Genomic DNA, 20,980 nt, shown 5'->3' with positions numbered 1-20,980 from the left:
TTTTCCCCTAACTAATAATTGTCAGTTTTACAATTTATTATATATCTTTATCAAACCAATTGTTAAGGCTATGTTCAGGAAGTTCTTCTTACCCGCACTTATCACGTCTCTATTGATTTTTTCGTTTTCAGGCACAAATGCACAAGGTAGAAGAAAGGGCTCACCGGGACAGCCCTTTGAAGTCCAGATAACTCCCTATAAAACCACGATGAAGGCCGACGGAAAAGACACTGCCCTTATTGCGGTTAACATCATCGATAACCAGGGTAAAACCGTTGAAACAGCCGATAACCTGGTGACTTTTGTAGTGAGCGGGAAAGGCGGCAAGATCCTAAACATCCGCAGCGGCGAAAATTCCATCTATTCACCAGTGAACGGCACCTGGCGGGCGCAGGTATATCATGGCAAATGCGATGTGATACTGCAAACCACTATCAACAGAGGGGCAATAAAATTTGAAGCAAAAGCAGATAGTCTGTGGACCGGCTCGACTGATATACAGGCTGTTTGGCCCGGTGTCCCGCACGCGGTTACAAACGCCAAATATAAACCCAGGTTTGTGAAGGACAGGATATTAGGCGCCGATATTTCCTTTTTGCCCGAACTGGAAAGCCGGGGGATAAAATTTTCAGATAAGGGTGTACCGAAAGACGCCATCGGGATATTGAAGGACCACGGTTTCAATTATATCAGGCTGCGGATATTCAATGACCCGGCGGTGCCGAAAGGCTACTCGCCCGGAAAGGGTTTTTGCGACCTGGAGCATACCAAAGCAATGGCCAAACGGGTGAAAGCGGCCGGGATGAAATTCCTGCTCGATTTTCACTACAGCGATACCTGGGCCGACCCTGGCAAACAGTTTAAACCCGCTGCATGGGAGGGCGAAGATTTTACCGCGCTGAAAACCTCGGTGCATGACTTTACGGTAAAAGTGATGCAGGAGTTAAAGGACCAGGGCACTACGCCGGATATGGTGCAGGTAGGCAACGAAATAAACCATGGTATGATATGGCCCGAAGGATCGATAAGCAACCTCGATAGCCTTGCGCAATTGATCTATGCCGGGATAACCGGCGTAAAGGAGGTTGCGCCAAAAACCATCATCATGCTGCATATAGCGCTGGGCGGCCAAAACGCCGAATCGCGATTTTTCCTCGATAACATGGCCGAGAGAAAAGTTCCTTTTGATGTGATCGGGCTGTCGTACTATCCAAAATGGCACGGCACGCTTGTCGATCTGAAAAATAACATGGCCGACCTGGCTAAACGCTACCCGCAACAGGTTTGCGTGGCAGAATACACCCAACTGAAGTGGGAGGTAAATGACATTGCCTTTAATGTGCCGAACGGAAAATCAGTAGGCACTTTTATATGGGAACCGTTGAACACCTGGGAGCAAATATTTGACCACGATGGTAAATCGAATCACCTGGTAGACATTTACCAGGAAGTGGCGAAGAAATACGATATAAAATAACATATCACCGTAGAGACGCAAGATTTTGCTTCTATACGATTATCGTAAAACCCTTTCACCTTTTCCATAGTTATAGTAATTACAATAATTACGTTGATTATGAGATCGATCTGGAAAGGCTCGATAGGCTTCGGCTTGGTGAGCATCCCTATAAAATTATATTCGGCCGTGCAAACCAGCGCACTGGATCTGGACATGCTGGACAGCCGCGATCATGCACATATCCGCTATATGCGGGTGAATGAAAATACACATAAAGAAGTCCCCTATGAAAAGATCGTCAAGGGTTATAAGCTGAACGACGACTACGTGATACTGGAAGACCGCGATTTTGAGGATGCCGCACCCGAAAAAAGCAAAGTGATCGAGATAGAGAGCTTTGTGAACATCGCCGAGGTTAACCCCATGTATTACGAGACCTCGTACTACACCGAACCGGAAACCAAAAACAATAAGGCTTATGCCCTGCTGGTGGAGGCATTAAAAAAATCGGGCAAGGCCGGGCTGGCGCGCTTTGTTTTGAGGAACAACGAAAACCTGTGTATCGTGCATCCGCAGGAACATGTGATGGTGGTTACACGCATCCGTTTCGGGCAGGAATTAAGAGGAACGGAAGACCTGAATATCAGTGACGGTGTAAGCGTCAGCAAAAAAGAACTGGATATGGGCCTTGCGCTGATCAAACAATACGAGGAAAAGTTTGACGTATCCAAATTCAAGGATGATTACCACGAAGAGTTACTAAAGATCATCCATGCAAAAGCCAAAGGCAAACGGCCTACCATCAAGAAGCTGAAACCTCATAAGACCAAGAACGACGACTTGTATGACCAGTTAATGCAGAGCCTGAATGCCAAGAAAGGAGCGTAACAAATGAGTTTAGTGGAGTACGTAAAGAAGCGGGTTTTCTCGAAAACGCCGGAGCCGAAAAGCGGCAAGGCAAAAGGCAAAACGCTCAATTTTGTGGTGCAGCGGCACCATGCCTCGCATTTGCATTACGATTTCCGCCTCGAACTGAATGGCACGCTGAAAAGCTGGGCGGTTCCCAAAGGGCCATCCATGAACCCCGCCGACAAGCGCCTTGCCATGATGGTGGAGGACCACCCGATTGACTACCAGCATTTTGAAGGCATCATCCCCAATGGCAACTATGGTGCCGGCGTGGTGATAATATGGGACAAAGGGACTTACACTTCACTGGCAGATGACCGGGAAGCGGATGTAAAAACTTTGCGGGCCGGGCTTAAGTCGGGTAACCTCAAATTCAAACTGAATGGGGAAAAACTGAAAGGTGAATTTGCGTTGGTGAAACTGCACGGGGCGGAAGATAACTCGTGGCTGCTCATTAAGCACAACGATGAGTTTGCCGTTCACAAGGATTATTCGAGCGAGGACCTTGTGCCCGATGAGATAAAAAAGATGCTGAACAACAAAAGCGGCAAGGCAACAAAATTGCCGCGGGTGAAAAAGCCGGCAGCAGAAAAAAAAAGTCCTGAGCTAAGCGACGGGGCTGAAGATAAGCCCCGAAGCGAAAAAGCATATACGCCTATGATGGCGAAGCTGGAATCAAAAGTTTTTGATAATGCCGACTGGATATATGAAAAGAAACTGGACGGCTACCGGGCCCTCGGTTACACCGGCAAGGGCGCCAAATTAATATCCCGTAATGGCATCGACTTCAGCCATAAATACCAGGCTATATTAGACGAACTGAAGGTAATAGAAGAAAGTGCCATACTGGATGGCGAACTGGTAATAGAGGACAAAAAAGGGCAAAGCAAGTTTCAGCATATACAGAATTATGAAGGCGATACGGATGGATTAACCATTAAATATTATGTTTTCGATCTGTTGAAGCTGAACGGGCACGACCTGCGGGGACTGGAACTGATCAAACGCAAAGGCTTACTCAAGACACTTATATTATCTCTGAAAAGCAAACGCATTATTTATAACGATCATATCGAGGGCAAAGGATCAGACCTGTTCAAAAAAGCGCAGAAAGAGGGATGGGAAGGTATTATTGGCAAGGATGCTTACAGCTATTACAACAGCGGCACACGGACGGACCGCTGGTTAAAATTTAAGCTCCAAAATTCGCAGGAGGCTATTATATGCGGATTCACTGCTCCCACCGGCTCGCGCAAACATTTTGGGGCGCTGGTGCTGGGTATTAACGACGGCAGCCACGTCAGGTATATCGGCAATTGCGGTACCGGTTTTAATGATGTTTCGATCAAAGAGCTTTACGGCAAGATGCATCCGCTGGAAACTGACAAAAAACCTTTTGACGAAAAAGTACATCAACGCACAAAAGTCACCTGGATAAAGCCGAAATTAGTCTGTGAGGTTTGGTATGCCGAATGGACCGCCGACGGGCATTTGCGCCAGCCGGTTTATAAAGGCCTGCGTATGGATAAGGAAAAAGAAAAAGTAGTTATGGAAACACCGGACACACAACTGGCAGATGAGGAGATCATTAAGCTGGGCAAGGCGAAGCTGAAACTGACTCACCTGAACAAGGTTTTCTGGAAAGACGAAGGTATAACCAAAGGTGATCTGATCCATTATTACCGGGATATGGCCGGATGGATAGTGCCCTACCTTAAGGATAAACCCATCAGCATGCGCCGCCAGCCTAATGGCATATCCGATCCCGGTTTTTTTCAGAAGGATACGGATTCCGCCCATATGCCATCATGGATAAAAACTGAGCCCCTGTATTCTGAAAGTAACGATAAACACATCAATTATATCATTGGCAAGGACGAGGCAACATTACTTTACTTGGCTAATATCGGTTGTATCGAGATCAATCCATGGCTCAGTTCCTACAAAAAGCCGGAGAATCCGGATTTTGTGGTGATCGATATAGACCCGCATGATGTGCCCTTTACCGAGCCCGTTGCGGTGGCGCTAAAAACCAAAGAAATTTTCGACAGGATGAAGCTTGATGTTTTCATCAAAACCTCGGGCTCCAAAGGGCTGCACATTTACTGCTATGTGGGCGCTAAGTATGATTACGATTTCACCAAAATGTTCGCAGAATACGTAGCCGGTATGGTACATGATGAGTTGCCTGATATTACGAGTATTGAGCGCAGTCCGGCAAAACGCCCAAATCGCACTTATGTCGACTTTTTGCAGAACCGGCGCGGGCAAACCATTGCCTGCCCTTATTCCGTGCGACCAAAGCCCGGGGCCACGGTATCGGCGCCATTGCACTGGCACGAGGTGAACGACGACCTGAAACTATCCAACTTCACCATTCACAATATGCGCGAAAGGGTAAAAAAGGTGGACGATCCCTGGAAAAACCTCACCAAAACCAAAGCCGATCTGAAAAAGGGTCTTGAGCTATTGAAGGCGGAATAATTTATTATAGCTTTGGGTATGCAGGGCGAAAACTATCCGAAAGTATACCTCTACCGGCGCATTGTGAAAGCCAAGCTTTTCATCGACGAGAACTTTGCCGGTGACATCGACCTGGATCATATTGCGGATGAAGCGTTCTTTTCGAAATTCCATTTCATCAGGCTGTTCAAAAACGCGTACGCGAAAACGCCGCACCAGTACCTCACGTTTGTCAGGATAGAAAGATCAAAATTGTTACTGAAGGAAGGCAAGTCTGTTGCAGAGGTTTGTTACACGGTCGGTTTCGACAGTATCAGTTCGTTCACCGGCCTGTTCAAACGCCTTACCGGGCAAACACCTTCGGCGTACCAGCAGTTGCAGCAAAAGATCAAAGAAGAGATCAAAACTACTCCGTTAAAACACATACCCAATTGCTTTGCTGAAATGAAGGGCTGGACACAAAACAGCAATTTTGAAGAAGTGCGATCATAAGCCAATGGTGATATTTGGGTTCACCATTAAAACAATTGCACATGATAACCCGGTTAAACCACGTCAGCATTTTTGTCCTGGACCAGGACAGCGCTTATGATTTTTACGTAAATAAATTAGGATTTAAGGTACATACCGACGCACCCATGGGCCCCGGCATGCGCTGGCTTACCGTTTGCCCGCCGGAACAGCCCGAACTGGAACTTTCGTTAATGTCGATAGACGCCGGGATGATGTTCACCAAAGAGTCGGCGGAAGCTATGCGCAAGCTGGTAAGTGCAGGCACATTCGGCTTTGGCGTATTTGAATGTAACGACCTGCTGGCCACATACGAGGAATTAAAAGCGAAAGGAGTTGAGTTTACCAAACCGCCAAAACAGGAATTTTATGGTTTCGAGGCCTTATTTAAGGACGACTCGGGAAATTGGTTCTCTTTGGGACAAAAGGCCAAATAAAAAATCCTCCCCGTAAATGGGGAGGATTTCTCCGAAAGTTTATTTTAAATTGCTGTGGGTCTCTTGATCAATCCAAGGATCAATGATATTATGGCGATCACCAATAATATATGTATCAATCCGGTAACTGAATAGACGAATACGCCCAATGCCCATCCGATGATGAGAATTATGGCTATGATATACAATATTGAATTCATGGTAGTTGTTTTTTAATAACGTTTATTGCTATTAAAAGCATTTTCTATACCAAAAAGTTTTAAAATTTTGACAATAAACGCGAAAACCGCCCTTTTGAGGCGGTTTTCCTGTGTATCGGCAAGTCGATTTATTGTATACTCAGCCACTTTTTCCTGACCAGCATTTGCTGTTCGCTGGGTCGTTCAACACTGTCAATTTTGTACTTCACCTGTGTCCGTTTTAACAGCGTAACCGGCAAAGTAAGCGGCAGGCCATCGCGCAAAACACTGATATTGATCTTATCCCCAACCTTTTTCCCGTTCAGTATCGCGTTAACGTCAGTAACTTTAGCGCTATCTACAGCCACTATTTCGTCGCCGACATTTATACCATCAACCCAGGCCGAGCTGTTCCGCATAACAGTCGAAACAAATATCCGCCCGTTGGGTGTTTGGGTAACAATGCCCAGGCTGGGTTCGTTGGTGCCTGCAAATTCATCGGTCAGGTGATAACCTGCGTAACCCAGGTATTTGTCGAAATCAATATCTTCCAGCCCATAAACATATTTCCTGTAAAACTCGTCCAGGTTTTTTCCGGCGAATTTTTCTACACCCTGTTTAAATTCTTTATCGGTGTAACCGCGCTTTAACGTTTTGTAATAGGTGTGGTACATATAATGCATCACATCGTCCAGGCTGTATTTGCCCTTCGTGTCGTTAATGATCTCCAAATCAAACATCAGTGCCATTATAGAGCCTTTGTTGTAATAGGAAATATTGGTATTCGGCGAATTTTCATTCGGGCGATAGTATTTTATCCAGGCATCGTAGCTTGCTTCGGCAAGTGTTTGTATCTTATTCCCGGGCTGGTTGGCTACATAGTTGATATCCGCCGCAAGCACACCCAGGTAATTTTCGACCGGGTATAGGTTGGTACGGCGGATAATAATATCCTGGTAATACGCGGTAAAGCCTTCGGCTATCCAAAGGTCGGTAGTATAATTCTCGTTATCGTAATCAAACGGACCAAGCACGATCGGCCGCAGGCGTTTTACGTTCCACAAATGAAAGTGCTCATGTGCCACCAGGCTCAGGAAGCCCTGGTAGCCGCGCTCGGTGGCATAATTCTCCCGAGAGGCGCCCAATACGGTCGAACTCAAATGCTCCAGTCCGCCACCGCCACGCGATGTGTTATGAACGATAAATACATAACGCTTATTAGGATTTTCGCCATAGATAGCCGCCTCATGTTCGATGATCTTTGGCATATCCCGTGTGAGCTTGTCTTTATCATAATTACCCGCTCCGCACATGGCCACTTCGTATTCAGTATTGCCAACTTTAAACCCGAAAACATCCTGGTTGCCCACTTCAATAGGGGAATCGAATAGAATATCATAATCGGGCGAGTAGAGCGTGAATGGATCACCATTTACTTTATCTAAGCTTGTGGAAACTTTAGTCCAACCTTTGTAGGGAACGATGTGGATGGTTGACGGATGATGCAGCATGCCATCAGGGTAAATAAAAATGCCGGCGTTCGACAAAAAAGCATGTGCCGCATCAATAAAGCTGGTGCGAACGGATAGCTCGAACGAATAAACCCGGTAACGCACCTTAACTGCCGAAACATTTTCGGTATTGATGCGCCAGGCATTCTTGCGTATCTTTTCCGCGGCTACTGCTTTTCCCTTCACCTCGGCTGTAAACGACTCCACATTTTTCGAATATTCGCGTACCAGGTACGATCCGGGAGTCCACACGGGCATCTTCAAAATAAGTGTCTTTTGCTGTAGTCCGGTGATGTTCATTTCAACATCAGCATAATGGGCCTGGGCCTCGGGAAATGTTATGGTATAGGAAATATTGACAGAGCCTGTTGCTTTGCCTGTAGTTGAATTCATGCACAAAAGTATTAAACAAATGAATTGTGTAAGGGTCGATAATTTCATGCAGCCAAAATAAAAAATTAAACTGCCTATTTTAAATTTCGCCGTTAACCGCCGATGTAAAATGGTTGATACATGAAACTATTATAAATGCTAACCATTTAACTTCGTACCACCGCATCGAAAACCGTGAAAATAGTAGAACCCATATCCCGTAAACTGATCCGCCTGGGCAAATTGTACCTGAGCGAACTGGAAAAAGTTACTAACCATCTTGATATAAACCAATACTATTATGTGTTGACACTCATCTGTTACCACGACGGTAAACTGACGCAGACCGCGCTTGCCGACATGCTGGGGAAGGATAAATCGGCTATGGTATCTATCATAGACAATTTATCCGAACATGGTTTTGTATTTCGCGAGGTTAACCCCGCCGACAGGCGCGAACACTTGCTGCGGGTAACCGAAAAAGCCAAAGAGGCCGTGCCGGAGATTGTCGGCGCATTTGAAGAGATGAATAACACGATGACACAAAATATATCGGCAGATGATATGGCAGTGTTCTACAATGTTCTGTTACAAATGCAACAGAACCTGAATTCGATCCAAACCCAACCGCACAATATAACCGTATGAAAACCAGGTATTACATATACATCGCACTCGCACTATTGATCGGCTACCTGGTCTACAATAAATTTTATAGTCCAAAGGGTAAGGAGGTTATGGCAAATAATGCCAGCAAAAAGGGCAAGCGGAAAACCGGGCCGGTTCCGGTGGATGTGATGATCGTAAAAGACACCGTCCTGAATAACTCGATCGATGTGACCGGCACCATTGATGCTAATGAACAGGTAAACCTGACGAGTGAAGCAGCCGGAAACATTATAGCCATATATTTTAAAGAAGGAAGCCGGGTGCAGAAAGGACAATTGCTTGTAAAGGTGTATGATAAGGACCTCGTAGCTTCATTAAAGCAAAACGAATACCAGGTGGCCCTTGCCAAACAAAACGAGTACCGCAACAGCATTCTTTTGCAGAAAGAGGCCATCAGCAAACAGGAATACGACACTTCGCTTACTTCGCTCCAAACCCTGACGGCACAGGGCGAAGTTATAAAAGCGCAGATAGCAAAAACAGAGGTCAGGGCCCCCTTTTCGGGCACTATTGGTCTCCGAAATGTAAGCCCGGGCGGCTACCTCGTCCCCGGCGCAACCATAGCCTCGCTTGTAAATATCGACCCGGCGAAGATCACTTTTTCAGTGCCTGAAAGGTATCTGGAACTGATAAAAGTGGGCAGCAGGATCAATTTCACGGTTGAAAGTTCGAGGGAAAAATTTGCGGCAAAGGTGTACGCTATCGAGCCTGCTATCGATCTCACTTCAAGAACGGTTACGGTACGTGCCGAAGCACCGAACCCTAAAGATATGCTGCGGGCAGGAGGCTTTGCCAAGATAAATCTGGCCCTCGACCAGATACCCAAAACCATCATGGTGCCAACGCAATGTATTATACCCGACCTGAAAAGCAGCATCGTTTACGTGGCACACAACGGGCAGGCTTTGGCAAAGCCTGTACAAACCGATTTGCGTACCGACACTAAAATACAGGTAATACAAGGTCTTGAACAGGGCGACAGCGTAATTGTGTCGGGCATTATCCAGCTGCGGCCTAAGGTCCCGGTGAAAATCATGAAAGTTATAAAGTGATCATCCTATGAGTTTATCGTCCGTAAGTATAAAAAGGCCGGTACTGGCTACAGTGATGTCGATCACTATCGTGGTATTTGGAATTATAGGATATAGTTTCTTAGGGGTTCGCGACTTCCCATCGGTCGATCCTCCTATCATCACAGTCAGCACGAGCTATTCGGGCGCCAATGCTGACGTAATAGAATCGCAGATCACCGAGCCGCTCGAAAAAAGCATCAATGGCGTGCCCGGTATCCGCAATATATCCTCTACAAGTTCAGTAGGAAGCAGCCAGATCACCGTTGAATTTGACCTGGATGCCGACCTGGAGACCGCTGCCAACGACGTGAGAGATAAGGTGGGACAGGCCCAGCGCCAGTTGCCGCAGGATATTGATGCCCCCCCGGTGGTTACCAAGGCCGATGCAAGCGCCGATAACATTTTGTTCCTGACCGTGAGCAGCAATACCCGCAATATTATGCAGGTTGACGATTACGCTGAAAATGTATTGCAGGAAGGGTTGCAGACCATACCGGGTGTAAGCGCCATTAACATATTCGGCCAGCGGCAATATGCCATGCGCCTGTGGATCGATCCCAATAAGCTTTCGGCGCTGGGTTTGACAGCAACGGATATTACCACCGCTTTGAATAAAGAGAATGTCGAACTCCCGGCAGGAAAAATTGAAGGTAACAACACCGAGGTTGCTATACGGGCAATAGGGAAACTGACCACAGCGAAAGAATTTAACAACCTGATCATCCGCGCGGATAGCAACCGGGTGATCCATTTAAGCGATGTCGGCTATGCGGTTCTCGGTTCGGCAAATGAAGAAACGTCCTTAAAGGACTCCGGCGTACCCGAAGTGGGCCTGGCGCTTGTACCGCAGCCCGGAGCTAATTACGTACAGATAGCTAAAGATTTTTATGTGAGGCTCGCGCAGATAAAAAAGGACCTGCCACCCGATATCAGCATCAAGGTGTCACTTGATAAAACCAAATTCATTAATCAATCCATAAGCGAGGTAGAGGAAACGCTATTGGTTTCATTTGTGCTTGTGGTCATCATTATTTACTTGTTCTTCCGCGACTGGCTCATCGCTTTCCGCCCGCTTATAGACATACCTGTATCATTGATCGGGGCATTTTTTATTATGTATATTTTCGGATTTTCCATAAATATATTAACACTGCTTGGTATCGTGTTGGCGACCGGCCTTGTTGTCGACGACGGGATCGTCGTCACGGAGAATATTTATAAAAAGGTAGAAGCAGGCATGGCCGTCAGGAAGGCGGCATTTGAGGGATCGGCTGAAATATTTTTCGCGGTAATTTCCACTTCGATAACGCTTGCGGCCGTATTCCTTCCCATCGTATTCCTGCAGGGCTTCACCGGGCGCCTTTTTCGCGAATTCGCCGTGGTTGTAGCCGGCTCGGTTTTGATTTCAGCTTTTGTATCGCTGTCGCTAACGCCTATGCTTAACGTTAAGCTGATCCGGAAAAATGCTAAAAAATCAAAATTCTACGAAAGAACCGAGCCATTTTTTGTTAACATGACCAGTTCGTATAAAGAGACGCTCATCAAATTTATGAAGGTAAAGTGGGTGTCATTTGTCATACTGGGCATATCACTGGTAATAACCGGCGTCATCTATTTTGATCTGCCTCAAGAGTTGTCACCGCTGGATGACCGAAGCTTGTTGCGTGTATCCGTCACAGGTCCTGAAGGGGCCACTTACGAGTATATGGGCCGGTATATGGATAAACTTTCTGACCTGGTGCTCGATTCGATACCTGAACAGAATGTAGACCTCGAGATCGTTTCGCCGGGGAGCGGTGGCGGTGGATCTGCCAACAACGGGTATGCCAGGATCGGCTTGGTACCCCCCGACCAGCGGCAGCGGTCGCAACAGCAAATAGCCGACTGGCTAACCAAAAAACTTAGTCACGCGCCGGATGCCCGTGCGCTGGTTGTTCAGGAACAAACGATAAGCGGCGGCGGCAGCGGCGCACGTACTTCACTGCCTATCCAGTTTGTTATCCAGAATCAGAATTTTGAAAAGATCAGGAAGATCTTACCCGCTTTTTTCGCCGAAGTTTCCAAAAGCCCGGTGTTCTCGAGCACCGATGTGAATTTGAAGTTTACCAAACCCGAACTGCGTGTGACTACCGACAGGGACCGCGCCCGCGACCTGGGTGTATCGGTTTCAGATATTGCGCAGGCACTGCAATTATACTATAGCGCCGGGCGTATCGCTTACTTTTTGATCAACGGCAAACAATACCAGGTGATTGCCCAGGTTGACCGGGGGAACCGCGACCAGCCTATCGACCTGAAAAGTATTTACGTGCGTAACGACAAGGGGCGTTTGGTACAGCTGGATAATGTGGTGAAGATCGAAGAGGATGCAACCCCTCCTGCTATCTATCATTTTAACCGATATAAGTCGGCTACTATCCAGTGCGGGCTTGCACCGGGTCACACGATAGGTGATGGCATTGTCGAAATGAACAGGATTGCCAAAAGCATGCTTGATGAAACATTCAGCACTGCCCTAAGCGGCCCTTCACGCGATGCGGCCGAAAGTTCATCCAACATATTTTTTGCTTTTGCTTTTGCGTTATTGCTCATTTACCTGGTGCTCGCCGCCCAGTTCGAAAGCTTTGTCGATCCATTCATCGTTATGTTCACTGTGCCGTTGGCAATAGCGGGCGCGCTCCTGTCGCTGTGGCTGTTTAACCAAACATTGAATATATTCGGCGAGATCGGCATTATCACACTTGTGGGGCTTGTTACCAAAAATGGCATCCTCATCGTCGAGTTCGCGAATCAGCGAATGGAGCACGGGCTACCGAAATATGAAGCGGTAATTGAAGCAGCTACTTCCCGTTTACGTCCAATCTTAATGACAAGCCTTGCAGTTGTACTTGGCTCGGTGCCTATCGCTTTTGCCTTGGGTGCGGGCGCTAAAAGCCGGGTTTCGTTGGGTATAGTAATTATGGGTGGTATGCTGTTCTCCCTGGTGCTCACGCTGTATATTATACCGATGATGTACCTCATCTTTGCGCCAAAAACCCATCGCGACCCCGATGCGGAGCCTGAAGAGGAAGAAAAAGTTACAGAACCAAAATTAATTGAAGACTACTAAGCAATATGAATCTGAAAAAATCCGCCTGTATGTTTTTTTTCCTGGTGTTCATCATTGCGAATTGCCGGGCGCAGGATACGCTGCTTACTTTGAAAGACGCTGTCGAAATAGCGCTTAAAAACAATTATCATATTCAAATCGCTAAGAATAACTCGGCCGTTGCTCAAAATAACGTTACGCCCGGCGCTGCGGGTATGCTGCCGTCTGTAACAGGAAATTTTTCCCAGTCGAACAGTGTGCAAAATGTTAATCAAACCACATCGGCCGGACCGAAAACTTTGACCAACAACAAAACCAACAACCTCAGCATCGGCCCAAACCTTAATTGGACCATTTTTAATGGTTTTGGTATGTTCGCCAATTACGACCAGTTAAAGCAGTTCGACCAGTTGAGCCAGGTTATGCTGCGCGATACGGTACTGACCACAGTGAGCGATGTAATGGCGACCTACTACAATCTTATCAATCAATACCAGCAATTAAAAGCCTTGAAAGGAGCCATCGAAATATCACGCACGCAATACCGTTATGCTAACGATAAGTTCCAGGTGGGTACGGCCTCAAAGCTTGATGTGTTGAATGCCCAGGTAAACCTGAACACCGATACAGCCAATTACCTTAACCAGTTGCAACAGTTTAAAGCCGCCAAGGTTCAAATGAACCAGTTGCTGGTACGCGACCTGCAAACGCAATTTGCTGTTAGCGATACCATTATCGTCGATGAAAAGCTGACTCTTGGCGAGATATTGACCAAAGCAGAGGACCAGAACCAGGTCATTCTGGCAGCGCAGATCAATAAGCGCCTGTCCGAGATCAACCTGCGCCAGGTTAAGGCAGGGCGCTACCCGCAGGTTGCGGTCAACGGCGGATATTCGTACACCAATAGCAGCAACCCGGCCGGATTTGCACGTGCGCAAAATACACATGGGTTTACCTATGGTATTACGGCCTCTATCAACATTTTCAACGGCTTTAATCAAAGTCGCCTGGAAAAGAATGCAAAACTGGGTATCGAAAACGCCGAGCTGAACCGTAAACAGGCCCTGCTAAATGTTCGTGCACAGATCAACAATCTCTATATCAGCTATCTTTCCGGCCTCGACCTGATCAAATTGGGGCAGTCTAACGTATCCATTGCCAAACGCAACCTCGAGATTTCGCTGGATAAATACAAACTGGGCAACATTACACCCCTTGAGATTCGCGAAGCCGAACGCAACTACCTGGATGCCGAATCCACTTTCTTTGCCGCACAATATCAATCCAAAATAGCCGAAATAACACTTAAGCAAATAACAAACAGCATTGATATTCAATAAATAAAATAAGTTCATTTTTATTTTTATAAAACCTATTTTTGGAGTGAATGTCAAATCATTATAAAACCTGCTTCCTGATCGACGACAATTACATTGATAATTTTGTCACACGCCGCATTTTGGAAAGCAGCAACTTTGCCGAAACCGTTATTGTAAGCCAGTCAGCTTCCGAAGCTATCGAATCGCTTCGCTCCGGAAAAGTAGTTCCAGATGTTATATTTTTAGACATCCGTATGCCGCTGATGGGCGGTTTCGAGTTTTTGCAGGAATATGATAAGATAGACATCGACAACAAAAAAGCGATCAAGATATTCATGCTTTCATCCTCGCTTGATCCTACCGACCTGAAAAAATCGGTTAACAATAAGTATATCACCAATTTTATCCACAAACCGCTTACTCAAAAAGCGCTCGACGAAATTGATACATGATCTTAGTTGCTGACAGCGGCTCATCCAAAACAGACTGGTTGCTTGCAGTACCAAAGCAGGAACCCTTACAATTCAGAACAGCAGGTTTAAATCCCTATTTCCGCACCGAAAAGGAAATGGTGAAAATATTGCAGGATCAGGGGGCCGAGCTCATCAAACACGCGTCGGATATTACCGAGATCTATTTTTTCGGCGCCGGTTGCTCAAGTCCTGACAGGCACGAGATCGTTTCAAATGCGTTAAGCCAATTATTCCCGAAAGCTTATATCAGCGTGGACAGCGACCTTTTAGGCAGCGCCTTTGCTACCTGCGGCCACGAAAAAGGTCTGTGCTGCGTGCTGGGAACCGGTTCGAACATTTCGTTTTTTGATGGCGAGGAAGTGCATTCGGGCAAGCATGGTCTCGGCTATATCCTTGGCGATGAGGGTTCGGGCAGCTGGTTTGGCAAAGCCCTGGTAACCGATTATCTGTACGGCAACATGCCGGAGGATATCCAGGGGCAATTCGGCAGCGAATACCCGATAACCAAGGAAAGCGTCATCCAGAACGTCTATCAAAAGCCCGGCGGAAACTTCTATCTCGCATCGTTCACAAAATTTATAAGTAAGATACGTGATTCACAATACGGGCAGAACCTGCTGGCGAGCGGCTTTAGCGAATTCATCGACACCAACATCAAATCTTATCCCCAATATCATAAGTATAAGTGCAACTTCGTAGGCTCGATAGCCTATGTGTTTTCTGATGAACTGATCCGCTTATGCGAAAGCAACGAAGTGAAAGTGGGTAAGATCATCCGCCAGCCCATACACGACCTGCTTCATTTTATTCTGAGCCGCGAAAATTAATTATTACAAGCAGGGACACATAACGGATCCTGCTATGTCGCCGATAGGCTTACTGTCCCGATTTTTCAATCCCTGCTTTACCAAACTGGATGAGCGTTTTAGCGTCCATATAACCCATGGTGACAATGACCGGTTTGCCGGTACTGTCCAGGATGAGCATTGTCGGGTAAGCGGTTAACTTGTAGGCCCGTACCAGCTGAAGCCCTTCGCCCTCTTCGCCATTTAATGACAAGCTGATAAAATTTGCATTAAAAAACTCACCAGCTTTTTTACTGGAAAAAGTTCTTAGTTTCAGCATGGTACACGGCGCGCACCACGTAGCATATATATCTATAAAGATCAGCTTTTTTTGCTCTTTTGCCATTCGGATGGATTGCGCCAAAGTAGTGGCCGTAAAGTTTATACCGTTACCGAATCTTACCGGATCGGGCTTTGCACCGGTAATTAAACCCAATGAAGATAGACAGATAAGAAGAACAAGTTTTTTCATAGTGCTAATTCAATTATCAGGCTGCCGTTTTCCTGATCTTTTTCCTGTATACATTAATTTTGGAAAAGGCAATCCAAAATACACCAATAACGGCCAGCAAACTCCCCGCCCTGGCAAGGTAATCCCCGTGCAGTACATAAAAGGTCTTGTCCGAGCTTAGGTTAATATCCTGTTTAATAGCCGTCCGTGTCCACCATTTGGTTTGCTGTACAACATCGCCGCGCTGGTTGATAAAAGCCGATATACCCGTATTGGCCGAGCGACAAACCCAGCGCCGTGTTTCTATCGCACGCAATTTGGCATAATCCAGGTGCTGGTCCTTGCCGGATGTATTTTCCCACCAGCCGTCGTTGGTAATAATGGCGATAAATTGAGCCCCTTTATGTACCGACTGGCCGATCCACTCACCCCATAGTGTTTCATAGCAAATAACAGGGGCGGCGCCTATTCCGCTCTGCGAATAAAACACACTGGGTTCGTCCTGCCTGCCGTACCCGCCGGTGGTACCGCCGAGGTGTTCGAAAACAGGTTTCAGGAAAGATAAAGCATTGCCAAATGGCATCGATTCAACCCCTGGTACCAGTTTCGATTTATGATAAAATTGTACTTCGGCCGAGTTTTCAAAATTTGCGGCCGCATTAAATACATCATAATATTCGTTGCCTTGCGGGTCTAGCGGAGCGGCCGTGGACGTTTTTCTCGAATTGTAAATTTTAATATCTTCCGAACCTGTCAGCACGTTGCCGTTCTTGTATTTGTTTAAAAAATGCTGTATCTGCTGAAAATAGGGGCTCGACCGCACCCTGTCCTCATTTAATCCTTGCTGATCTGCAATAGCAGTTTCGGGCCAGATAAAGAACTCCGTATTAGGCTTCCCGAGCGAATCGGACAAGTGCGTTAGCACGTCAATTTGCTGAGCGGGCGGTATGGCCCCCTCTTTCATATAAGGGTCTATATTAGGCTGGGCAACTACAATATTCGAAGGGTTCAGTTGTTCGTGGTAACTGCGGTAGCGGTATAGCGAGAGGGCGATAGGTAATAGAATAATAAGCCCAAGGGCCAGTATCTGCTTCAAGCGCATTGACCGCGCCCGCGGCTTATGCAAACCATTGTAGACCAGGAACGCGAAAATATTCACTATCCATATCCATATTGTGCCGCCGTAAACACCGGTGTATTCATACCATTGTACCCATTTATGGCTCACAGCAAAACCATTACCCAACGTCATCCATGGAAAATTAAGATCCCAGTTTTGGTTCAGGTATTCGTAGGCCACCCAAAAACAGGTAAGTCCCAATAGGGCCACATTGCGCCTGGTTATCCTGCGTAAACGATAATAAAGCCAGCACGCGGTCGACATCAGTAAAGGCGCTAATGCATAGGGTATAATAGCTACCGGTAGCGCAGCTGCCGCTCCAACCGATTTCAATGCGTTATATACCCAATAGATGCATAATGTGTTCCAGATAAAAAACCCAAGGAAGGTGGTCCAGAATAATTTCTTTCCTTTTTTTACCGACTCCGACTGGATGATATTCTCCATTGCTACCAGTACCGGCACAAATCCGACAAACAGCAGAAAAGTAAAATGCGGTGTGGGCGGCCAGGCTATCCACAGCAGCAAACCGGAAAGGATGGAAAGGAAAATGTTTTTTTTCATAGGCTCCACCTAAATCCTCCCCTGTAGGGAGGACTTTTGAATATTTATTTAATGATAATTTCTTTTTTAAAAGCCTTTTTAAGTCTCCCCTGCAGGGGGAGATTTAGAGGGGGCTTACACATATCACAAATTCCCCCTTCACCGGGTGCGTTTCAAAATACGTTTTCACTTCGGCTACCGTCCCGCGCACTGTTTCCTCGAACATCTTTGTCAGCTCGCGCGAAACGGATATTTGCCTTTCAGCGCCGAAATAAGTCGCCATTTCTTCCAGTGTTTTCATCAGCCGGTGCGGCGATTCGTACAGGATAATGGTCCGGTCTTCTTCTGCTAATTGTTTATAACGTGTTTGCCTGCCTTTCTTCAATGGCAAAAACCCTTCAAAGCAAAATTTGTCCGTCGGGAAACCTGAATTAACCAGCGCAGGCACAAAAGCCGTGGCGCCGGGCAGGCATTCTATCACAATGCCATGTTTCAATGCTTCGCGTACCAAATAAAAGCCGGGGTCGGATATAGCCGGTGTACCCGCATCAGATATCAGGGCGATGTTCTTCCCCTCCTTCAAAAACCGGACGATCTCATTCGACGACTGGTGTTCGTTATGCTGATGATGCGCAAACACCCTTTTTTCTATACCAAAATGCTTCAGCAACGGCGCCGATGTACGCGTATCCTCTGCCAATACCAGGTCCACTTCTTTCAAAACACGTATCGCCCTAAAGGTCATATCCTCCAGGTTGCCTATCGGCGTGGGTACTAAGTAGAGTTTACCGGGCATATTTATCGTGAGTAGCAGTGGAACTGGCAGTAGCAGCGGCTTTTAATAGCAGATATTCAACTGCTACTGCTTCTGCAACTGCCACTTTAACTATATTTGCCAAAAAATACAACAATGCTGCAAGTTAATTATATCCGCGAGAACAGGGAAAAGGTTTTGGAACGTTTGGCTGTAAAAAATTTCAAACAAACGGAATTGGTCGACGAGGTTATTGCTTTGGATAACAACCGTCGTCAAACTCAAAACAAACTCGATTCGGTTTCCGCCGAAGCTAATTCAGCAGCTAAACAGATCGGCGACCTGATGCGGGCCGGTAAAAAGGACGAAGCCGAAGCTATCAAAGCCAAAACAGGCGCCTGGAAAGAAGAAATAAAAACACTGGGTGATGCGCTGTCTGCCATCGAAAACGATTTGCAGCAAAAGCTGGTGCTGCTGCCTAACCTGCCGTATATATCGGTACCAAAAGGTGTCGCTGCCGAGGATAACGAAGTAGTGCTTGAAAACGGCACCATGCCTAACCTCCCCGAAAATGCCCTGCCGCATTGGGAACTGGCCGCCAAATATAAACTGATCGATTTCGAACTGGGCGTAAAAATAACCGGGGCCGGGTTCCCGGTTTATACCGGCAAAGGCGCCAAATTGCAAAGGGCACTCATCGCTTACTTTTTGGATGAAGCCGAAAAAGCAGGCTTTGCCGAAGTGATCCCTCCCCTGGTGGTAAACGAGGCCTCGGGTTTTGGCACCACGCAGTTGCCCGACAAGGAAGGGCAGATGTACTATATTACTGAAGACAAATTATATTTGATACCTACAGCCGAAGTGCCGGTTACCAATCTGTACCGCGACGTGATATTAAGGGCCGATGAACTGCCCGTAAAGAATTGCGCCTACACACAGTGCTTTCGCCGCGAGGCAGGCTCCTATGGCGCCCATGTACGCGGCCTGAACCGCCTGCACCAATTTGATAAAGTGGAGATCGTCCAGATAGCCCACCCTGATAAGTCTTACGAATTACTGGAGCAAATGAGCCTGCACGTACAGGGTCTGCTTCAAAAATTGGGGTTATATTACCGTGTGCTCCGCCTGTGCGGCGGCGATATGAGCTTTGCTTCGGCCCTCACTTACGATATGGAAACCTGGAGCGCCGCCCAGCAGCGTTGGCTGGAAGTTTCATCCGTTTCAAATTTTGAGACCTTCCAGAGCAACCGCCTCAAACTGCGTTTCCGCAATGCCGAAGGTAAAACCCAGTTGGCCCATACCCTTAATGGCAGCGCATTAGCATTGCCCCGTATTGTGGCTACCCTGCTTGAAAATAATCAGACCGAAAAAGGCATAAAAATACCGGAGGTATTGGTGCCGTACACAAAGTTTGAGTGGATCGGTGAAGGAGATCAGTAATTTGTGACTGGTGATGACCAGGGAATATAAAGTCCCTCTCCTTTGGAGAGGGATTTAGGGTGAGGTAATTTCAAAAAGAAGCATTAACCAGCAGATCCGTAACTGTTGAATCCAAAATGGATTTCACATGGCTGATGGTTTCTTTAGTGGGGTGCTGCAGGTCGTCTTTATAGATCACATGGTTAACGCCAAGCACTTTTAAAAGACTGTCTATCTTCCTGCTCTGGCCGCTTTTAAAACAGCATATCTTGATCTTGTTGTAATACGGGTTGGTGCGTATGCGACGTAAAATACGTTCCATATCCTGGCTTAGGTAGTCGTAATCAAATATGATCATATGTGGCGCCATTTCATAGATAGCAGGAAAAACCCGATCGACGGACGTAATGTGCCGGATCTGTTTGTTATTTGCCAGTATCTGTACCGAAAATATATTGGGAGCAACCAATAATACCCTTTCGGTCCTAAAATGTATCATGCTCAGTTTGTTTACGGATACCTAAAGATATATGCTATATTTTATATTGTCAAGTGCCTGTTAATCAGTAAAGTAAAAAATAGGTAAATATTAACAAATGTTGGGTAAGCATTTGCATCTTTAGTATACGTTAGGTTGGCGCGAAAAGTTACGGCGCAATTTCAAAAACTGCCGAAACCTGGAAGCTTAATTTGATCTTTTTAAAATCGATGTCGGAATCGGCTGAAGACGCATCGGCCGCCTTATACATCGCCCGGTTAGCATACTGATTTACCATAGGATAGTTACTGTTGTCGCTTTCCGAAATATCTATCGCCCTTCCTAATTTTTCGTTAATGCTATTTAGCAAATAGGTGGCCTTTTCTTTAGCAGCAAGCAGCGCCTGTATCTTCAATTCCCGCTTCAATTCGGGCATTTTCGAATAATCGTAGCTGCTTATATAGGTGGATTGTATGCCTTTAGGATCGATATTGCTCATTATCGGGTCGAACTTATTCAGGTTATGCAGCCTTAAAGTATATTGCTTGCTTGCTAAAAAATCCGGGGTCTTTTTCTTTTGCCAGGTATTGTTCCATGCCGAAACGTTGTTCACTGTAAAATCTTCCTTTGCAATACCTGCTTGTTTCACCGCTGCCTCCAATTGATTTTCAAGTTGATCGATAGTGATCTTCTTTTTACCGTCCATATACTCTTGTAACGAGATTGATACATTAATAATATCAGGGGTAACCTCCTGTTCGGCTATGCCGGTCACGGTAATTTTTCTCCGCAGGTCCACATTTTGTGCAAAGGCAGTAATGCTCATAAGGCTGAATACAGCCGCTATCAATAGTTTTTTCATAACAGTTTTATATTTATTATTCATAGACTATTAACGAAGGTAAAAG

At 46.3% G+C, this 20,980-nt stretch carries 19 protein-coding genes; 12 read left to right on the top strand and 7 right to left on the bottom strand.

Translation table 11 applies throughout. The features are described 5' to 3' along the window. The first annotated feature begins 70 nt into the window (after window positions 1-70). From FRZ54_RS06280 to FRZ54_RS06260, 5 genes are all read left to right on the top strand, one after another. Window positions 71-1,477: a glycosyl hydrolase 53 family protein gene (locus FRZ54_RS06280; RefSeq protein ID WP_147030785.1), complete on the top strand. Its 1,407-nt coding sequence runs from the start codon at window positions 71-73 to the stop codon at window positions 1,475-1,477. Between the two features lie 99 nt (window positions 1,478-1,576). Further along, window positions 1,577-2,347: a non-homologous end joining protein Ku gene (gene ku, locus FRZ54_RS06275; protein WP_147030784.1), complete on the top strand. Its 771-nt coding sequence runs from the start codon at window positions 1,577-1,579 to the stop codon at window positions 2,345-2,347. Between the two features lie 3 nt (window positions 2,348-2,350). Next, window positions 2,351-4,852, top strand: a complete 2,502-nt coding sequence (gene ligD, locus FRZ54_RS06270; RefSeq protein ID WP_147030783.1) for a DNA ligase D — start codon at window positions 2,351-2,353, stop codon at window positions 4,850-4,852. Window positions 4,853-4,870: 18 nt separating this feature from the next. After that, complete coding sequence (locus FRZ54_RS06265; RefSeq protein ID WP_147030782.1) at window positions 4,871-5,323, top strand: helix-turn-helix domain-containing protein; 453 nt, start codon at window positions 4,871-4,873, stop codon at window positions 5,321-5,323. 41 nt (window positions 5,324-5,364) lie between these two features. Beyond that, window positions 5,365-5,778, top strand: coding sequence for a VOC family protein (locus tag FRZ54_RS06260; RefSeq protein ID WP_147030781.1), 414 nt, complete (start codon window positions 5,365-5,367; stop codon window positions 5,776-5,778). Between the two features lie 44 nt (window positions 5,779-5,822). Here the strand turns inward: FRZ54_RS06260 and FRZ54_RS06255 are convergent, their stop codons facing one another. Both FRZ54_RS06255 and FRZ54_RS06250 read right to left on the bottom strand, forming a co-directional pair. Further along, window positions 5,823-5,978: a lmo0937 family membrane protein gene (locus tag FRZ54_RS06255; RefSeq protein WP_147030780.1), complete on the bottom strand. Its 156-nt coding sequence runs from the start codon at window positions 5,976-5,978 to the stop codon at window positions 5,823-5,825. Between the two features lie 128 nt (window positions 5,979-6,106). Next, window positions 6,107-7,861, bottom strand: a complete 1,755-nt coding sequence (locus tag FRZ54_RS06250) for a M61 family metallopeptidase (protein ID WP_228462635.1) — start codon at window positions 7,859-7,861, stop codon at window positions 6,107-6,109. Window positions 7,862-8,035: 174 nt separating this feature from the next. Between FRZ54_RS06250 and FRZ54_RS06245 the strand changes: the two genes are divergently transcribed. The 6 genes from FRZ54_RS06245 to FRZ54_RS06220 are packed head-to-tail and all read left to right on the top strand — an operon-like array spanning window position 8,036 to window position 15,289. Continuing rightward, complete coding sequence (locus tag FRZ54_RS06245) at window positions 8,036-8,488, top strand: MarR family winged helix-turn-helix transcriptional regulator (protein ID WP_147030778.1); 453 nt, start codon at window positions 8,036-8,038, stop codon at window positions 8,486-8,488. Further along, window positions 8,485-9,561: an efflux RND transporter periplasmic adaptor subunit gene (locus FRZ54_RS06240; RefSeq protein ID WP_147030777.1), complete on the top strand. Its 1,077-nt coding sequence runs from the start codon at window positions 8,485-8,487 to the stop codon at window positions 9,559-9,561. Before FRZ54_RS06245 ends, FRZ54_RS06240 begins: the two co-directional genes overlap by 4 nt. A gap of 7 nt (window positions 9,562-9,568) precedes the next feature. Then, entirely contained in the window at window positions 9,569-12,691 is a 3,123-nt protein-coding gene (locus FRZ54_RS06235) for an efflux RND transporter permease subunit (RefSeq protein ID WP_147030776.1), read from the top strand. 5 nt (window positions 12,692-12,696) lie between these two features. Beyond that, entirely contained in the window at window positions 12,697-14,010 is a 1,314-nt protein-coding gene (locus FRZ54_RS06230) for a TolC family protein (RefSeq protein WP_147030775.1), read from the top strand. Between the two features lie 47 nt (window positions 14,011-14,057). Then, window positions 14,058-14,441 (top strand): response regulator, encoded by a 384-nt coding sequence (locus tag FRZ54_RS06225; protein WP_147030774.1) that lies wholly within the window; start codon window positions 14,058-14,060, stop codon window positions 14,439-14,441. Next, on the top strand, window positions 14,438-15,289 hold the full coding sequence (locus FRZ54_RS06220; protein WP_147030773.1) for an N-acetylglucosamine kinase: 852 nt from the start codon (window positions 14,438-14,440) through the stop codon (window positions 15,287-15,289). The genes FRZ54_RS06225 and FRZ54_RS06220 overlap by 4 nt, the downstream gene beginning before the upstream one ends. Window positions 15,290-15,338: 49 nt before the next feature. Here FRZ54_RS06220 and FRZ54_RS06215 read toward each other — a convergent pair whose 3' ends face one another. From FRZ54_RS06215 to rsmI, 3 genes are all read right to left on the bottom strand, one after another. Further along, complete coding sequence (locus FRZ54_RS06215; protein WP_147030772.1) at window positions 15,339-15,779, bottom strand: thioredoxin family protein; 441 nt, start codon at window positions 15,777-15,779, stop codon at window positions 15,339-15,341. 16 nt (window positions 15,780-15,795) lie between these two features. Further along, window positions 15,796-17,442, bottom strand: coding sequence for an apolipoprotein N-acyltransferase (gene lnt / locus FRZ54_RS06210; protein WP_147030771.1), 1,647 nt, complete (start codon window positions 17,440-17,442; stop codon window positions 15,796-15,798). A gap of 103 nt (window positions 17,443-17,545) precedes the next feature. Further along, the gene (gene rsmI, locus FRZ54_RS06205) at window positions 17,546-18,217 is read right to left on the bottom strand and encodes a 16S rRNA (cytidine(1402)-2'-O)-methyltransferase (protein ID WP_147030770.1); all 672 of its coding nucleotides are present in this window, start codon (window positions 18,215-18,217) and stop codon (window positions 17,546-17,548) included. Between the two features lie 114 nt (window positions 18,218-18,331). Between rsmI and serS the strand changes: the two genes are divergently transcribed. Continuing rightward, entirely contained in the window at window positions 18,332-19,615 is a 1,284-nt protein-coding gene (gene serS, locus FRZ54_RS06200; protein ID WP_147030769.1) for a serine--tRNA ligase, read from the top strand. A 70-nt stretch (window positions 19,616-19,685) separates the two neighbouring features. On the opposite strand, the gene FRZ54_RS06195 is transcribed toward serS, so the two are convergent. Beyond that, window positions 19,686-20,093 carry a hypothetical protein gene (locus FRZ54_RS06195; protein WP_147030768.1) on the bottom strand — a complete coding sequence of 136 codons (408 nt, stop codon included), beginning with the start codon at window positions 20,091-20,093 and terminating at the stop codon, window positions 19,686-19,688. 148 nt (window positions 20,094-20,241) lie between these two features. After that, complete coding sequence (locus FRZ54_RS06190; protein WP_147030767.1) at window positions 20,242-20,934, bottom strand: SIMPL domain-containing protein; 693 nt, start codon at window positions 20,932-20,934, stop codon at window positions 20,242-20,244. Window positions 20,935-20,980: the final 46 nt, after the last annotated feature.

This window comes from Mucilaginibacter ginsenosidivorans (assembly GCF_007971025.1).
Taxonomy (GTDB): domain Bacteria; phylum Bacteroidota; class Bacteroidia; order Sphingobacteriales; family Sphingobacteriaceae; genus Mucilaginibacter; species Mucilaginibacter ginsenosidivorans.
Note: the sequence above shows the minus strand (reverse complement) of the source record. Positions and strands in the feature narration are given on the sequence as shown.

Coding starts and splice junctions, on each gene's coding strand:
- FRZ54_RS06280 (WP_147030785.1), top strand. CDS start 71: ATGTTCAGGAAGTTCTTCTTACCCGCACTTATCACGTCTCTATTGATT.
- ku (WP_147030784.1), top strand. CDS start 1,577: ATGAGATCGATCTGGAAAGGCTCGATAGGCTTCGGCTTGGTGAGCATC.
- ligD (WP_147030783.1), top strand. CDS start 2,351: ATGAGTTTAGTGGAGTACGTAAAGAAGCGGGTTTTCTCGAAAACGCCG.
- FRZ54_RS06265 (WP_147030782.1), top strand. CDS start 4,871: ATGCAGGGCGAAAACTATCCGAAAGTATACCTCTACCGGCGCATTGTG.
- FRZ54_RS06260 (WP_147030781.1), top strand. CDS start 5,365: ATGATAACCCGGTTAAACCACGTCAGCATTTTTGTCCTGGACCAGGAC.
- FRZ54_RS06255 (WP_147030780.1), bottom strand. CDS start 5,978: ATGAATTCAATATTGTATATCATAGCCATAATTCTCATCATCGGATGG.
- FRZ54_RS06250 (WP_228462635.1), bottom strand. CDS start 7,861: ATGAATTCAACTACAGGCAAAGCAACAGGCTCTGTCAATATTTCCTAT.
- FRZ54_RS06240 (WP_147030777.1), top strand. CDS start 8,485: ATGAAAACCAGGTATTACATATACATCGCACTCGCACTATTGATCGGC.
- FRZ54_RS06235 (WP_147030776.1), top strand. CDS start 9,569: ATGAGTTTATCGTCCGTAAGTATAAAAAGGCCGGTACTGGCTACAGTG.
- FRZ54_RS06230 (WP_147030775.1), top strand. CDS start 12,697: ATGAATCTGAAAAAATCCGCCTGTATGTTTTTTTTCCTGGTGTTCATC.
- FRZ54_RS06225 (WP_147030774.1), top strand. CDS start 14,058: ATGTCAAATCATTATAAAACCTGCTTCCTGATCGACGACAATTACATT.
- FRZ54_RS06220 (WP_147030773.1), top strand. CDS start 14,438: ATGATCTTAGTTGCTGACAGCGGCTCATCCAAAACAGACTGGTTGCTT.
- FRZ54_RS06215 (WP_147030772.1), bottom strand. CDS start 15,779: ATGAAAAAACTTGTTCTTCTTATCTGTCTATCTTCATTGGGTTTAATT.
- lnt (WP_147030771.1), bottom strand. CDS start 17,442: ATGAAAAAAAACATTTTCCTTTCCATCCTTTCCGGTTTGCTGCTGTGG.
- rsmI (WP_147030770.1), bottom strand. CDS start 18,217: ATGCCCGGTAAACTCTACTTAGTACCCACGCCGATAGGCAACCTGGAG.
- serS (WP_147030769.1), top strand. CDS start 18,332: ATGCTGCAAGTTAATTATATCCGCGAGAACAGGGAAAAGGTTTTGGAA.
- FRZ54_RS06195 (WP_147030768.1), bottom strand. CDS start 20,093: ATGATACATTTTAGGACCGAAAGGGTATTATTGGTTGCTCCCAATATA.
- FRZ54_RS06190 (WP_147030767.1), bottom strand. CDS start 20,934: ATGAAAAAACTATTGATAGCGGCTGTATTCAGCCTTATGAGCATTACT.